This is a genomic window from Pedobacter xixiisoli (assembly GCF_900215335.1).
GTDB classification, from domain to species: domain Bacteria; phylum Bacteroidota; class Bacteroidia; order Sphingobacteriales; family Sphingobacteriaceae; genus Pedobacter; species Pedobacter xixiisoli.
In genome coordinates, this window is record NZ_OCMT01000003.1 from 854,852 (window position 1) to 870,661 (window position 15,810).

Here is a 15,810-nt window from a genome sequence, read left to right on the forward strand (position 1 = left end):
AAGGTTGCAAACAACCAAAGTAGTATATTTGTTCCAAATTCTAGAAAATAAGATTATGTATAAAACCTTACAACCCGTTTTGCAAAAGGAACTTGCTGAAATTGAGCAAGCAGGGCTATATAAACGCGAAAGAATTATCACTACTCCTCAAGGTGCAGATATCAAAGTAAGCACAGGTGATGAGGTAATTAATTTCTGTGCCAATAACTATTTAGGTTTGTCATCGCACCCAAAAGTAATTGAAGCTGCGAAAGAGGCAATCGATAAATATGGTTACGGCATGTCTTCAGTTCGTTTCATCTGCGGTACACAAAACATTCACAAAGAATTAGAAGCAAAAATCTCTGAGTTTTTAGGTACAGAAGATACTATTTTATATGCCGCTGCTTTTGATGCTAATGGTGGTGTTTTTGAACCTTTATTAGGTGCAGAAGATGCAATTATTTCTGATGAGTTGAACCACGCATCTATTATTGATGGCGTTCGCTTGTGTAAGGCACAACGTTTCCGTTATAAAAACTGCGATATGGAAGATCTGGAAAAGCAATTGATTGCAGCGAAGGATTGTCGTCATAGAATGATTGTTACCGATGGTGCTTTTTCTATGGATGGTTCTGTTGCGCCTTTAGATAAAATCTGTGATTTAGCAGACAAGTACGAAGCTTTGGTGATGATTGACGAATCGCACTGCTCTGGCTTTATCGGAAAAACGGGTAGAGGTACACACGAGCACTTTAATGTGATGGACCGCATCGACATCATTACTGGTACTTTGGGTAAAGCTTTAGGCGGCGCATCTGGCGGATTTACTTCTGGTCGTAAAGAAATTGTGGATATGTTGCGTCAGCGTTCACGTCCATACTTATTCTCTAACACTTTGGCACCTTCTATAGCTGGTGCTTCTGTAGCGGTATTGGATATGTTGAGCGAAACCACTGCCTTACGTGATAAACTAGAATATAATACTAAATATTTCCGTGAAAAAATGACCGAAGCTGGTTTTGACATTAAGCCAGGTTTTCATCCAATTGTTCCGGTAATGTTATATGATGCAAAAGTGGCTCAAGAATTTGCTGCTAAAATGCTAGAAGAAGGGATCTATGTAATTGGATTCTTTTATCCGGTAGTAGCGCAAGGTAAGGCTCGTATCAGAGTACAGCTTTCGGCTGCCCATGAGCAACATCATTTAGATAAAGCTATTGCAGCCTTTACCAAGGTTGGTAAAGCGCTAGGCGTAATTAAATAATTTCCATCGCTGGTCGGCGTTAAAGATCCCGACCAGCTTAAATTAAATTAAAACAATGAAAGTTCTCCTACAAAGTGTATGCATCGTGATTTTATCAGTATTTGTTGCTTCGTGTAAAAAATCTAATAATGAACCGCCACTCGAAGCAAAAACCATGTTAAATGTGAGCTATGGTAGTAATAGTCTACAAAAAATGGATGTTTACTTGCCTGCAAATAGAAATTTTGAAACGAAAGTAATCGTATTTGTACATGGCGGCAGTTTTATAGAAGGCGATAAAAGCGATTACACTACTACTGTAGCAGAATTAGTCAAAAGAAATTATGCTGTGGTTAACATTAATTATCGTTTGGTAGATGGAAGTAACTTGCAAACCCATAAACAAAGTGCGGTAACGGTTCTTAATCAGGTTGATGATTTAAGTTTAGCTATAGATTACACAATTGCGCAAGCGGATGAATGGCAAGTTAATAAGAGCAAAATTGCGGTTGTAGGTCATAGCGCTGGTGCAACCTTAGGTTTGTTGTACAGTTACGGAAATAAAAATACAGGTAAAGTTAAAGTAGTAGCTAACTTGGCAGGTGCTTTAGACCAAACCTTTACAGATATTCCAAATTATCAGTTCTTGCCAGCACAGCTTCTAGAAATGGGTTATCGTTACACTGGTTACGAAGTAAATGTCGCTAACGAACAACATTATAAAGCAATCAGTCCTTTGTATGTGGCTAATGCCAATCAGAAAGTTCCTACGTTAACTATTTTTCCTCAAAATAATGAGGTTGGTGGTTTGCCAAAGCAAGATAGGGCTACTTTCGACAAGTTTGTAGCGAAGTTGAATTCAGAGAATGTTCCCAATAAGTTTGTACAAATTCCAGGTGCAGATCACAGTTTTACTACTGCTGGAAGTATTCAATTGGTATTTGTAGAATTGTTAGCTTATTTAAACGCTAATTTGTAATAGAAAGTAAAAAATAGGCGCTTAGTTTGATAGAGATAATAAAAGCTAAAGAATAGTTACACCCCTCTCTGCCGTTTGGGAATCTCCCCCTAAAAGAGGAGAATAGAAAGTTCGCTAATTCTCTCCCTTTTGGAGAGATGGCGTAGCCAGAGAGGGAGCTGCTAAATCTGGATAGCACACTTCGTCGATGGCATCTCATCATCTATTTGCTATCAATCGTAAGTCCTCAATCTGAAATCGTAAACCTGCTCTCGGTTCATTTTACGTATTTATTCTATTACTATGCAAGTTTTTGAACTCGCCTTGACAAAATAATAGGATAAATTGCTGTATATTTGGCGCATGTTACAAGACCAAATAACGCAGTATACAGAAGAAATCAATGCGTTTTCTACAAGCAATGCAGCAGAGCTGGAACAATTTAGAATTCGTTTTTTAGGTACTAAAGGTATCATCAAGGATATTTTTGATGAATTTAAAGCGGTTTCTCCAGAAGAGAAAAGAACCTTAGGTAAAGTGCTTAACCAATTCAAGCAATTGGCAGAGGCTAAATATCAGACCTTAAATGAAACTATTTCTGCTTCGCAAGATACTGCTGAGGGCAACCAATTAGATTTAACTCTTCCGGGAGAAGGTTTCGAATTGGGTACGCGTCATCCTTTGGCTATTGTACGTAGAGAAATCATCGAAATCTTCAATAAACTCGGTTTTAGCGTTGCAGAAGGTCCAGAGATTGAAGACGATTGGCATAACTTCTCCGCTTTAAACTTCCCAGAAGAACATCCGGCAAGAGATATGCAAGATACTTTCTTCATTAAAAAAGGAGGAGAGAAAGGAGACATCGCTTTGCGTACGCATACTTCTTCGGTGCAAGTACGTATGATGGAAGCTGGTCAGCCACCTTTTAGAGCGTTAATGCCAGGTCGTGTTTACCGTAACGAAGCAATTTCTGCAAGAGCACATTGCTTTTTCCACCAAGTAGAAGGCTTGTATGTAGATGAGAAAGTTTCATTCGCAGATTTAAAGCAAACCTTATTTTATTTTGTACAAGAATTATATGGCGAAGGTACCAAAGTACGTTTCCGTCCATCATATTTCCCGTTTACAGAGCCATCTGCCGAAATGGATATCTCTTGTAGTATCTGTAAAGGTGCTGGCTGCCAAATGTGTAAAGGCAGTGGTTGGGTAGAGATTTTAGGCTGCGGAATGGTAGATCCGAACGTTTTAGAGAACTGTGGTATCGACAGTAAGAAGTACAGTGGTTTTGCTTTCGGAATGGGAATTGAGCGTATTGCCAACCTTAAATTTGAAATCAAAGATTTACGTTTGTTTTCTGAAAACGATGTGCGTTTCTTGAAACAATATCAATCAGCTACGATATAAAATGAGACGATATTTTGGCATAGTAATCCTATTTTTACTTTTTGCATCTTGTGGAAAGGAACAGAATTTTGTGCCCGATTATCCGGTTAATTATAATATCACTACAGTAGAATTTGGGATTACCGCAACTAACGGCGTTTTATTGGTGCCCAATAGAGGAGTTGCTGGTCTTATGATTGTAAGAACTCCAAATGGTTACGTAGCTTTTGACCGTTGTAGTACTGTAAACCCAGAGAAAGCTTGCGCTGTAACACCCGATGATAATGGATTTACAGCAACAGACCCTTGCTCTGGTGCTAAATATTTGTTGCTTGACGGTAGTCCGCAGAAAGCACCAGCTAAAACATCGCTCAAGCGATATACTGTAACTGTTACCGGAAATGCTGGTACCGGTACAATTCATGTAAGTAATTAATGGAGCCAGAAAAAATAAAAGAAAGTATTCTCAGAGCCGCAAAAGAGCTATTTAGAAAATACGGTTATCATAAAACCAGTGTAAACGAAATAGCCAAAAAAGCCCGTATTGCAAAAGCGACTATCTATAAATATTTTGAAAGCAAAGAGCAGATTCTCGATTTTATTTTAATGGATTATCTTGATGTAAATCTTCACGGTATCTTGTCTAACAAAGTGCAGTTTGCTAACGAAGAAGAACATTTAAAAGCGCTGGTAATGAAAACTTGTCGTTTATCATTTACCGTTTGTAACGAGTTCATCGGTTGGGATTTTGTACGTGAAAATGCCAACTCACAAGAGTTCTTGAAACACCTTTCAGACCAGTTGGAAGCTTTGTTGTTATCTGCATACTTAGAGTTGGACCATTTCAAAAATAACCCTGCTAAAAGAGGTGGATTGGCATTCTTGTTAAAAGCTAGCAAAAGCATCGTGTTCTCTTTCGCATTTACTTCGGTAAGTGATGCTGATGTACGCAAGAACTTTGTCACTTTCCAAAAGGAAATTTTGCCTTATTTGGTAAAAGCAGCATTATAAAATTGCGGTCATTCTGAGTATAACGAAGAATCTTTTCGATTTTTTAATGAAACACATAGACGCATAGTTTGTTTGATAACCTCATTTCCGTGTCTACGTGGTTTTATATTATTATTATAGAGTAATGCTAGCTATAGCATATAGCCCAAAACCTTTTAGCTTTAGGCTTTAAGCTTTCAGCTTTAATCGCTATTTTTGCGATTATGAATTTTATCGTCGCTGGCGCAGTTAATGCCGTTAAAGAATTATATGGGCAGGAAATTGCCGAGAATATAATCAACATACAAGAAACACGTAAGGAATTTGAAGGGCAGGTAACTATCGTCGTATTTCCTTTTGTGCGGTTTTCTAAAAAATCTCCAGAAGAAACAGCCAACGACATCGGTACTTATTTACAGCAAAACGTAGCAGAAGTTGAAGGCTTTAACGTAGTCAAAGGTTTCTTAAACTTAGTAATTGCCGAAAGCTACTGGATAAAATTATTCAATGGTACCTTGTTACAGCCAGATTTTCTAGCCATAAAACCTCGTGGCGAAAAGGTAATGGTAGAATATTCTTCGCCAAACACCAACAAGCCTTTACACTTAGGGCACGTACGTAACAATTTATTAGGCTACTCAGTTTCTGAGCTGTTAAAAGCTGATGGCTACGATGTTATTAAAGTGAACTTGGTGAACGATAGAGGGATCCATATCTGTAAGTCGATGTTGGCTTGGGAAAAATGGGGCGGAGGCGAAACTCCTGAAAGTTCTGGCCTAAAAGGCGACCATTTGGTAGGTAAATACTATGTGGTTTTTGATAAGGAATACAAAAAGGAAATTGAAACTTTAGTAGCCGAAGGGCAAACTGAAGACGAAGCAAAGAAAAATGCACCATTGATTAAAGCAGCGCAACAAATGTTGTTGAAATGGGAGCAAGGCGATACCGAGGTAGTAGGTTTGTGGGAAAAAATGAATGGTTGGGTTTACGCTGGTTTCGATGTTACTTATAAAAAACTAGGGGTAGATTTCGATAAATACTACTACGAGAGCAATACTTATTTATTAGGAAAAGATAGCGTAGAAGAAGGCTTAGCCAAGGGTGTTTTCTTTAAAAAAGAAGATGGCTCGGTATGGATCGACTTAACGGCTGATGGCTTAGACCAGAAATTGGTTTTACGTGCCGATGGTACTTCGGTATACATTACCCAAGATTTAGGTACTGCCCAAATGAAATACGATGATTTCGGCATGGATAAGTCGATTTACGTAGTAGGTAATGAGCAAGATTACCACTTCAAAGTGTTGTTCTTGATTTTAGAGAAACTGGGTAAAAGCTGGGCTAATGGTCTTTACCACTTGTCTTATGGCATGGTAGATTTACCTAGCGGAAAGATGAAAAGTCGAGAAGGTACCGTAGTAGATGCCGATGATTTAGTGAACGAAATGGTAGAAACGGCTAAGCAAAAGACAGAAGAATTGGGTAAAACCAACGATTTTTCCGAAGCCGATAAGGAAGACTTATATACGACTATCGGTTTGGGCGCTTTAAAGTATTTCCTGTTAAAAGTGGAGCCTAAGAAACGCTTATTGTTCGACCCAGCCGAGTCTATCGATTTTCAAGGGAATACAGGGCCATTTATTCAGTATACCCACGCTCGTATCAAATCTTTGTTAAGCAGAGCTGATTATCAATTCGAAGAGGCTAATTATACCAACATCAAGCTAACACCAACAGAGTTGGAAATGGTGATGTTGTTGGCTAAATATCCAGCGGAGATTTCAGAAGCGGCGAAAGCTTACAGTCCGGCGTTTATTGCGAACTATTTGTATGAAGTAGCGAAGTTGTTCAATAAGTTTTACCACGAAGTACCGCCAATTATCAAGGAGGAAGATGCTGCGGTAAAACAACACCGTTTAAATATCTGTAAAATTGCAGCAGATGTGATCAAATCTGGAATGAATATTTTAGGGATTCATGTTCCTGAGAGAATGTAATATTAATTCAAAAGTTAAAAGTAAAAATTCAAAAATTGTATAGCTCAATGTCGTTTTTACTTTTGAATTTTTACTTTTAACTTCATCTAAGTGCAGGAGATTTTAACTTTTGTAAGTACACATTTTAATGAGCTGGCATTGCTTTGCATTGCTGCATTTGCTGCAGGTTTTATCGATGCCATTGTAGGTGGTGGCGGTTTGTTGCAAACCCCAGCTACCTTGTTAATTCTGCCTCAATATCCCGTGGCTACTTTATTAGGTACGGTTAAAATTCCTTCATTGGCTGGTACGGCGGTGGCTTCGGTAAAATATGCCAAGCAAGTAAAATTTAAATTGCCCATTCTGGCAAGTTGTACCATTGCTGCTTTCATCGCTTCGCTTTCTGGTGCCTATTTGGTGAGCACCATCGATAACAAGCATATCAAGCCCATCATCTTAGTGGTGCTGGTTGCTGTGGCGCTATATACCTACTTCAATAAAAATTTTGGTGTACAGCAAGAGAAAAATCAGACAGTAAAGAAACAACTGCTTTTAGCCTGCTTGTTCGGACTAATCATAGGTTTTTATGATGGACTGATTGGCCCAGGTACCGGTTCGTTTTTGATTCTTGCTTTTGTAGGTATCCTAGGTTTCGACTTTGTTGGTGCCAGTGCCCACGCTAAAATTGTAAACGTAGGCACTAACTTGGCTGCATTGGTGTATTTCAGTTCTACTGGTCATGTACTTTTCGAATATGCGATCCCAATGGCTATTTTTAATGTGCTTGGGTCTTTCCTAGGTGCTAAGCTCGCTTTACTAAAAGGAAATAAGTTTATCCGTATTTTCTTCTTAATCGTTGTGTTCGGAACAATTTTGAGGTTCGCTTACGATGTGTTTTTGAAGTAGGGATTAGTGGCCAGGTATGAGGTGCCAGTGGTCAGGAATTAGTAAGGAAGTCTGTAAAGTAGGTAGTCGGGAAGTTTTAAGTAAATACGCAGTTTAGCGAATCATCAAATCACCACCTCTACAATTAACCAATTAAACAGTTAACCTCATTGAAAACTGACCACTGTCTACTGACCACTTCAGACTACTCCTTTATCGTCCCCGATTTCGTCTTCACATCTACTTTTTTCCGGTAAATTGAAAAGCTCATCGGACTCTTCGCTGGTCGCTCATCACCAAATAAAGCACCCCACTGTTTGAAGGTTTCCGTCCTATCAAAAATTACTTTTAACACCGCAATAATTGGCATGGACAAAAACATACCCGAGATACCTGCAATAGTTCCGCCAATTACAACGCCGAGAATAGAAATTAAGGCGTTTATCTTGACTTTTGATCCTACAATACGAGGCATCAAAATATTATTGTCGAAGAACTGAACTACAGCAATCACCAATAGTACGGTAATTACAGGGCCTAATTCAGTAGATGAGGTCAAAGTAATGAGTACACCTAAAACATTTCCAATTAAAGCCCCAACGTAAGGAATCAAGTTTAAGATCGCGAAGATTACACCAATTAATAAAGCATGTTTAATACCGAATAACATCAGTGTTCCACCTAATAGAATGGTCATATAGGTGATCTGAATCAATAAACCGACCAAGTAATTCTTGATAATGGCTTCTGCTTCGTAGGTAGCTTCCTTTACTTTAGGATGGTGCTCAGGCTTAAACCACATGAACACAAAACGCAATAGGATATCCTTATAAAAAAGAATCAGATAAATATAGATGGGAATTAGTCCGAGGAAAACAAAAATACCACTTAACGTTACTGCAGCACCACTTGCTGCCTTTCCCGCCATATTCAGCATATCATCACTTTTCTCGGTAATGAATTGCTTTTGTTTACCTATAGAAAAATCAGTGAAACTGCTGATCCACTGTTGTAAAGATTGTAAATGCTTGGCTACATTTTCCTTAATCTGGGGGAAGTCATTAACTAAAATCCCTATTTGCGCAGAAAAGAACCAGATGACACCAGCAATGAAAATGAAAACCAATAAAATAGGTAGGATGATCGCTAGAGCTTCAGGGAATTTGTATTTCCTTAAAAAACGATAAATAGGTAACAATAGAATTGAAATGAAAAATGCCATGATTACCGGCATAATGATATCGCTAGCAACAGCGAAAATACCGATACACAAGCAAAGACCTAATAATTCTATGGAGCGTTTTACCGTTAATGGGAGTTCTTTCATGATGAAGATGGTCGTAAATTTATTGCCTAACACTAAAGTAGGTAAATTGTTTTATTTAGGTAAAAGGGATTAGGATTTAGGGGTCAGGTATTAGTACGGAGGTTGGTTGATTAGGGGTCAGGTATCAGTAGTCAGGATTCAGGTATTTGTTTGAACGTTGGGTATTGTGATTTGGTGATTGGCATTAGTTGATCGGTTAGCTGGCGATTTGTTGATTCGGTGATTTGTATAGCTGTTCATATTTATAACTTACATTTTGCTAACTCCTCTGACCTTCCGATTAACCCCAACTAACAACCATGAGCCAACAACCATGAACTATCAACTATGAATCATCAACTATCGACAATGAACCAACTAACCCCTAACTCCTAATCCCTAGCCGCTGATTCCTGACCCCTGATAACTCAACCAAAAACCTTACTTTTGCACCATGTTAAATAACGATACCATTATTGCTTTATCTACGCCTCCTGGAAGTGGCGCTATTGGAGTCATCCGACTATCTGGACCAGCAGCTATTTCTTTAACCAATCAGGTTTTCGGCGGCAAGGATTTAGAAAAGCAGGCTACCCATACCTTACACTTCGGTTTAATCAAAGACGGAGCGATAGTAGTCGATGAGGTGGTCGTATCGTTATTTGTAGGACCGAAATCTTATACTAAAGAAAATGTGGTAGAGATTTCTTGCCATGGTTCTAACTACATCATTCAACAGATCATAAGCTTATTGATCAGTAAAGGCGCAAGAGCCGCCAAGCCCGGCGAATTTACTTTACGTGCTTTCCTTAATGGGGGCTTAGATTTAAGTCAGGCAGAGGCCGTGGCCGATCTGATTGCTTCGGATAGTAAAGCCTCTCACGACGTAGCCATGCAGCAGATGCGTGGCGGTTTTTCTAACGAGTTAAAAGGCTTGCGTGAACAACTGATCCACTTTGCCAGTATGATTGAACTAGAATTGGACTTTGCGGAGGAAGATGTAGAATTTGCCAATCGCGACCAGTTGCAAGAGTTGGTACAGCGCATCAATAAAGTGCTGCAACGTCTAATCCACTCTTTTGAAGTAGGAAACGTGATTAAAAATGGTGTGCCTGTGGTTATTGCTGGTAAACCTAATGTAGGGAAATCAACTTTGTTAAATGCTTTGTTAAACGAAGAACGTGCCATTGTAAGTGATATTGCAGGTACTACCCGTGATACCATCGAAGACGAGATTAATATCAACGGGGTAGTTTTTAGGTTTATTGATACTGCAGGGATCCGTGAAACTGCCGATGTGATTGAGGCCAAAGGAGTGGAGCGCAGTTTAGAAAAAATGAAACAGGCCAAGCTAATCATTTACATGGTAGATGCGCAAGAGGAAGAAAGCGAAGTGTTAAAACAGTTGACTGAATTGGGTAAACAGGATACGCCATTCTTGTTCATCGTAAACAAGGCAGAGCTACTAAGCGCAACGCAAAGCAATTTTTATAAAGAGCACAATGCCTTGCTAATATCCGCAAGGGATAAAATAGGTATGGATGTGTTGGAAGCGACTTTGTTAGAAAAAGTGAATTTAAGCAACGTTAACACTAGTGAAACCTTGGTCACCAACATTCGCCACGTAGAAGCGTTAAAGCAAACCCAAAACTCTTTAAATAGCGTACTGGAGAATATTTACAATCCGATAACTTCTGATTTTTTAGCGATGGATATCAAGCAGGCATTGCATTACCTGGGCGAAATTACAGGCACGGTAACTACCGATGACCTGCTAGAAAACATCTTTACGAAGTTTTGCATTGGCAAGTAGCTAAAATTGATTTAGAAAAAAAACCAATACTCAAATTACGTTCAAAGAAAGAAAAGAGACCAGATAGAACGTGCTGGTGGAACTAGAGGGTAAAATCATCAAATAACGAAAATTGTCAATTGGTACTCTAGCCATGTTTTGCAGAAACCATTAATAATCCGTCATTCCGTATTCGATACGGGATCGTAATGCGGTAGTAGGTTAAATGCGCTACTTAAGCACTCAAAGACAAACAGGCCATTAATTCCTGCTCCTCTCGCCCTTTCAGGGAGAACCGAAGCTCATTGATACAGAATAAACATACATACTTATCAATAGATGGCGAAGCCAGAGATGGTTAAATAACTGGCTAGTTTAGCATGTGCTATTGTTATCACCATAACATTGGTATTTCGGATAAGCAAATCGCTATAACCATCATGCGTCTCCCTTTGGAGGGAGAATAAGAGGGAGGATTAGTAAAACTTACTATCAAAATTCATTCATATTTATTGTGATCGTTATACCACGTAAAAGATAAATTAAAATGATTGGTAACAACACCAACCACATGAGTAGATATTAAAACTATCTTAATATATGCACAATTTGGTAAAAAAGATTACATGGAGTGATTAGGCCTTTGGATAAAATTAAATGGTAATATGCTGCGTTTTTTAGGTACGATTTCTTAAAAGACTACTTAAAAAACGCAATAAGTAAAGTTGCCCAAAGTGCTTTTTTATTAACTTAAAGAGGATTTTATTTTTTTTACTAACTATATTGTATTGCGTATATTTGAGAGTTAGCGGAAATTAATCCAGACCACTCTATGAAACCAAAAGAAACTTGGGCAACGGAATTAAAAAACGGAATTTTTGGTGGACTAACACCAATGATTGACCCATTCGACAAAACAAAATTTTATATTTCGGACGGTTGGGGTTCATCATATCCTTCTATGAAATTAAGACAACTTTCTTTTGAGGATGGTAAAGAATTAAAAACAGCATCAATAAAGAATTCTGTACGTTGCTTATACTTCAATCCCGACAAAAGAAACATATTCGCTGTAACAGACAATAAAATATTTCTGATTAACAAAATCGACTTTTCAATTATCAAAAAATTTGAAAAGGGCATCCAAAAATACAGCGATTATATTTCATCAAATGACAAAGACACACTTTTACTGATGAACTATAATGCTGATTTTCTTTTTGTTTACAACTATGAAACTGAAAAAGGATTAAAGAAAAAAGTAAAAACTTGTAGAGGAATTTATAAAGAAAGTGAGAATACGTATTTGCTTTTTTGCCCCAAAGCTGGAAGTATACAGCAATATGATTTACAGACTAACAAACTAAAAGAAATTTTACAAACTGCTATTTTCTACAAAGCACATAAAAGTAAATCAGACAAATTTTATTTACATTTAGGTAAGTTAATTGAAGCTACTTCAAACACTCACGAAAAAATTGAACCATTAAATCAAATTGATATTTACTCAAAGTCAGACCTAACAAACAAAAGTGAACTTAAATTTGATTTTCACTTTGACCAATTCATTGTTTCTGAAAATGAAGAAACGCTATATCTTATTCACAATAATAAATACTGGGTTTATTCGCTTCTAAAACAAAAAATTGAAGAAGAAATAATACTTGACGAAAAGGTAAGAATTGCTCAGCTTTTTGACGAACAAAAAGCATTCATAAGTTACGAATATGATAAACCAGATAAAATAACTTATTGGAAATTTTAACTTCCGCTAACAAGGGTTTTGCAATAGTGGGGCGAATCCCGAAGGGTCGGGACAAGATCTGCAAAGCTCAACAGTAGTTCTTCGATTGAACTGTTGTGCAAAATTGAAGATTTTCGCTTCGATTGCCCCACCATCGCAAAGCCCCGAAACGTTACCACCAATACTAATACGACAATGTTCTTCAAGAAAAAGAAATTAGCTAAATGTTGTTCAATATAAATTTCGGACAAAAATCAACAAATAATTGTTGCTCCCCGACATATCAATAAAGCTTAGATCGTAAACAAAAAAATAGTAGAATTATAGATTTAATTCTCCCAGAAAATAATTTACTTATTTTAAAAGTTCAATGCCATAATTAAACAAATTACCGTAGGATAACACCTACGGTACTGTTAAAAATCATTAACACTAGTTTTTTATAATCTTTTTTACTAGAGGTGTATTACCGTTCAATCTTAGTAGGTAGATGCCCGAAGCTACATTGCTTAAACTGATAGCTGTTTGCGTTGTTGAGCTGTTTAATGGGATTTGCTTTAATATTTTACCGTTGCCATCTATCAGCTGTATTTGATGATAAAGACCTGCTACAAACGCAACGTTAACGATATCTTGCGTAGGGTTTGGATAAATTTCTACTTTGTTGTCAGTTAAAGACACATTAACCACTCGTACCCCTAAATCTGTTATTTTGCCGTCAAGGTCTTGTTGTTCCAATCGATAATAATTAATACCATTCACTGGTTTTTTATCGTAAAAAACATAATTACTACCGGTTGTTGTATTTCCAGAACCTACTACTTTACCAACAATGTTAAACTGCTGCCCATCCACTGATCTGGAGAGGATGAATTCTTTGTTATCAGTTTCAGAAGCGGTTTGCCACTGTAACTTAACAACTCCTGTGTTTTGCAGTGTCGCATGATAGTCAACTAGTGTAACTGGCAAAGTTACCTCAAAATAGGCCAATGCTCTTGCCATAAAAGTTGTAATCTGTGCTTGAGGTGCAGTTTCTAGTGGGAATCCAAGAAAAATAATTCCACCAGGGGTTGTTCCCGAGCCAAATGTACCTTTGTAGGCAATTCCGCCAAAACGTCCTGCTGTATTATAATTTAAAATTGTTATTGCGGTGCCAAAAGGGCTGATATTATCAGGATATGCTGTTTGATAATTCTCGCCAAGATTGAATGTTACGCCCTCAAATGGACCTCCCATTACGCCTGATACAGGTGAATCTGTGATCACGCCGTCACTAATATAATTTGCCTTCAAATAGTTATTCATAAAACTTATATCTAATTCACCTCCCCCAGGCCGTCCTAAATTCCATGCGATTTCTGATCCTGTAATTAACAGTTTTCCACCATTATCTAAGAAAGTTTTAACTTTTGTTTTATTTGTTCCGTTAAAAATTTTGTCAGTTGTAGAATCGTCTCCAGTAAACCACAACACCATATCGTAGTCACTTAATAAAATGGTTCCTGCGTCTATCATCTCGTCGGCTGCAGCATTAATTCGCATGGTGGCATTATCTTTTAACGTATTAAAATAAATGGCAGCAAAATTGTGCGATCTTGATTTATAATTGTTAATTCGATCAAATGCGTCAACAATAAGGACTCTTGGCCCTGTGGTAGTATTTACAGTTCTACTATAAACATCACTTGGTGCGCTTTCAACATCGGGATTACTGCCATTGGTAACCACCGCAGTCAATTTAAAATGAACAGCGGTAGTGGTAGGCACCACTGAAAATTGATTGGGGCTTAAACTGATACTTGTGGTGGTGGGGGTTAAAGTAGATTCATCAGCAGCTAAGGCCCAGCCGTTAAAATCGTCGTCTGAGGCATAATATAAGCGATATCCCTTTAATGTAGGCTCGGTATTGGCTTTCCACGCTGCATTTACTACATTAGAACCTCCTGTACCTGTGATGTAGTATAGCGTTGGTAACGAAACTGTCGGAATGATCACACCACCGGCAATTCTGTTCAATAAATTTGTCCAACGTGCAGCAGTCAAATTTGGGCAGTCGGTACCAGTTTTAACATCATTATGACCATATATGCCACGGTCCCCATTGGTTCCTCTTCTTACTCTTGGAATGTTATTTCTATTACAAACATCTATAGCTAGGTTTGCCGCAGCAACTAGCATGGGTTCGCTATCCCACATGGCCAAGTTAGTCGCTAAAACTTCATGTTCTGTACTTATGCCTGCACCATTCCATTGTGGCTGACCAGTTACACCTTGTGCATAAGCTCTGTCGCTTTCTCTTACTACCTGCGATATTTCGCCATCAGAATTTCGAATACAATAATTAGCGCTTGATGATGTAGTACGTGTACAATCACTAAACCAAGATATGGCACCAGCATAAGTTCCGGTAGCCATATAATGAACAAAGTAGTAATCGACGCCATAGCCGTTGCGCCCTGAAGCATAATTACAAGTAGTCATTCTATTTATTGCAGTTGGATAATCGGTGCCTGCTTGAATAACATTTCCAACATTCTCAGTTTTTTTTTCAGATCGGATTTTATATTCAGGAATAACAACTGGTTGAGCGTCAATTTGAATAATTTCTCTCCAAAGCGATACCGTTTTACTTCCGTTTTTGATCACATTGTAAAAACTTGTGGCTAGCGAAGTCTTCATCTCTTCGTTGCTCAAGCCCGTCAAATCTCTTGTTGCCTCAAACCAATCCGTTAAATTAGCTGATGTAGGTTTGCCTTTTTGATAATAGGCTAATAACGCAGCTGCAGCTCTAATATTTGCTTTGGCCTCATTTTTTATATCTTCGACACTTGACTTCGTCAAACTTGCAGCAAGTGTAATTTGTTTGATGTGATCCGATTCGATCAAACCCATCATTCCGTAAGAGCCATAAAAAGACGGTCCTGTTTGGGCCCAATTACTTTGTACTTGAGCGGCAGCTTTCAATATGATTGCAGGTACCCGAAATTCGGCTGCTGCGTCGTCAAGATATTTTTCTGTTGTTGCCACAGACGGATGCGGACGATTTAAAATTTCGGCAAGGTGTTCATGGTCTTCGCCACCATGGTCATATTCAATAACAGCTCCTTGGAGCTTGGCTGATTGATTTTGTTTTTCTATCGCGGCTTTCCGGTCGCGGTCGGTATTGGAAAGAAAGTCGTTCATGTCTCTTTGCAAAAACACATCACCGTTTCCATAGACTCTTTTTTTTATGGGCGAGCTTAAGTTTTTATCTACCAATTTAATCAAGTCTTCGTTGGTTCTTTTGACTTGTGCCATGGCGCTATAGGACAATACAAAAACCAAAATAATGGTTTTTAAAATAAAGGGTATTTTTCTTCTCATATTAAATATATTTTAACGTAAAGTTTTAATAGAAAAATAAATGCAAAAAAGAGCACACTTTATTTCACAGGTAACTATTTGGTAATGTAAGTGTAAGAATAATAAATTATAAATGCAACTTAATGCGGTTTTGTATTGTAAATCACGTAGAAAACCGCATACCAAAAACTTTGAGAGTTCCTTTCCTA

The 15,810-nt window shown here is 38.0% G+C and carries 11 protein-coding genes; 9 read left to right on the forward strand and 2 right to left on the reverse strand.

The window, feature by feature from the left end; all coding sequences use genetic code 11:
* Nucleotides 1-55: 55 nt before the first annotated feature.
* The 7 genes from kbl (at nucleotide 56) to CRO54_RS15895 (ending at nucleotide 7,438) form a co-directional block, all read left to right on the forward strand.
* Nucleotides 56-1,246, forward strand: a complete 1,191-nt coding sequence (gene kbl / locus CRO54_RS15865; protein WP_097133041.1) for a glycine C-acetyltransferase — start codon at nucleotides 56-58, stop codon at nucleotides 1,244-1,246.
* A 55-nt stretch (nucleotides 1,247-1,301) separates the two neighbouring features.
* Complete coding sequence (locus tag CRO54_RS15870) at nucleotides 1,302-2,204, forward strand: alpha/beta hydrolase (RefSeq protein ID WP_097133042.1); 903 nt, start codon at nucleotides 1,302-1,304, stop codon at nucleotides 2,202-2,204.
* Between the two features lie 342 nt (nucleotides 2,205-2,546).
* Complete coding sequence (pheS, locus tag CRO54_RS15875) at nucleotides 2,547-3,587, forward strand: phenylalanine--tRNA ligase subunit alpha (protein ID WP_097133043.1); 1,041 nt, start codon at nucleotides 2,547-2,549, stop codon at nucleotides 3,585-3,587.
* 1 nt (nucleotide 3,588) lies between these two features.
* On the forward strand, nucleotides 3,589-4,002 hold the full coding sequence (locus CRO54_RS15880; protein WP_097133044.1) for a Rieske (2Fe-2S) protein: 414 nt from the start codon (nucleotides 3,589-3,591) through the stop codon (nucleotides 4,000-4,002).
* The gene (locus tag CRO54_RS15885) at nucleotides 4,002-4,577 is read left to right on the forward strand and encodes a TetR/AcrR family transcriptional regulator (protein WP_097133045.1); all 576 of its coding nucleotides are present in this window, start codon (nucleotides 4,002-4,004) and stop codon (nucleotides 4,575-4,577) included. Before CRO54_RS15880 ends, CRO54_RS15885 begins: the two co-directional genes overlap by 1 nt.
* Nucleotides 4,578-4,780: 203 nt before the next feature.
* Complete coding sequence (gene argS, locus CRO54_RS15890; protein WP_097133046.1) at nucleotides 4,781-6,553, forward strand: arginine--tRNA ligase; 1,773 nt, start codon at nucleotides 4,781-4,783, stop codon at nucleotides 6,551-6,553.
* A 90-nt stretch (nucleotides 6,554-6,643) separates the two neighbouring features.
* Entirely contained in the window at nucleotides 6,644-7,438 is a 795-nt protein-coding gene (locus tag CRO54_RS15895; RefSeq protein WP_240775128.1) for a sulfite exporter TauE/SafE family protein, read from the forward strand.
* A gap of 184 nt (nucleotides 7,439-7,622) precedes the next feature.
* On the opposite strand, the gene CRO54_RS15900 is transcribed toward CRO54_RS15895, so the two are convergent.
* Nucleotides 7,623-8,744 carry an AI-2E family transporter gene (locus tag CRO54_RS15900; protein ID WP_097133047.1) on the reverse strand — a complete coding sequence of 374 codons (1,122 nt, stop codon included), beginning with the start codon at nucleotides 8,742-8,744 and terminating at the stop codon, nucleotides 7,623-7,625.
* Nucleotides 8,745-9,177: 433 nt separating this feature from the next.
* On the opposite strand from CRO54_RS15900, the gene mnmE reads away from it, so the two are divergent.
* Together mnmE and CRO54_RS15910 are read left to right on the forward strand one after the other, a co-directional pair.
* On the forward strand, nucleotides 9,178-10,536 hold the full coding sequence (gene mnmE / locus CRO54_RS15905; protein WP_097133048.1) for a tRNA uridine-5-carboxymethylaminomethyl(34) synthesis GTPase MnmE: 1,359 nt from the start codon (nucleotides 9,178-9,180) through the stop codon (nucleotides 10,534-10,536).
* 811 nt (nucleotides 10,537-11,347) lie between these two features.
* A complete protein-coding gene (locus CRO54_RS15910; protein ID WP_097133049.1) occupies nucleotides 11,348-12,280 on the forward strand; it encodes a hypothetical protein in 933 nt (310 codons plus the stop codon).
* A 411-nt stretch (nucleotides 12,281-12,691) separates the two neighbouring features.
* On the opposite strand, the gene CRO54_RS15915 is transcribed toward CRO54_RS15910, so the two are convergent.
* Nucleotides 12,692-15,622, reverse strand: a complete 2,931-nt coding sequence (locus CRO54_RS15915) for an N-acetylmuramoyl-L-alanine amidase (RefSeq protein WP_097133050.1) — start codon at nucleotides 15,620-15,622, stop codon at nucleotides 12,692-12,694.
* Nucleotides 15,623-15,810: the final 188 nt, after the last annotated feature.

Coding starts and splice junctions, on each gene's coding strand:
- kbl (WP_097133041.1), top strand. CDS start 56: ATGTATAAAACCTTACAACCCGTTTTGCAAAAGGAACTTGCTGAAATT.
- CRO54_RS15870 (WP_097133042.1), top strand. CDS start 1,302: ATGAAAGTTCTCCTACAAAGTGTATGCATCGTGATTTTATCAGTATTT.
- pheS (WP_097133043.1), top strand. CDS start 2,547: ATGTTACAAGACCAAATAACGCAGTATACAGAAGAAATCAATGCGTTT.
- CRO54_RS15880 (WP_097133044.1), top strand. CDS start 3,589: ATGAGACGATATTTTGGCATAGTAATCCTATTTTTACTTTTTGCATCT.
- CRO54_RS15885 (WP_097133045.1), top strand. CDS start 4,002: ATGGAGCCAGAAAAAATAAAAGAAAGTATTCTCAGAGCCGCAAAAGAG.
- argS (WP_097133046.1), top strand. CDS start 4,781: ATGAATTTTATCGTCGCTGGCGCAGTTAATGCCGTTAAAGAATTATAT.
- CRO54_RS15900 (WP_097133047.1), bottom strand. CDS start 8,744: ATGAAAGAACTCCCATTAACGGTAAAACGCTCCATAGAATTATTAGGT.
- mnmE (WP_097133048.1), top strand. CDS start 9,178: ATGTTAAATAACGATACCATTATTGCTTTATCTACGCCTCCTGGAAGT.
- CRO54_RS15910 (WP_097133049.1), top strand. CDS start 11,348: ATGAAACCAAAAGAAACTTGGGCAACGGAATTAAAAAACGGAATTTTT.
- CRO54_RS15915 (WP_097133050.1), bottom strand. CDS start 15,622: ATGAGAAGAAAAATACCCTTTATTTTAAAAACCATTATTTTGGTTTTT.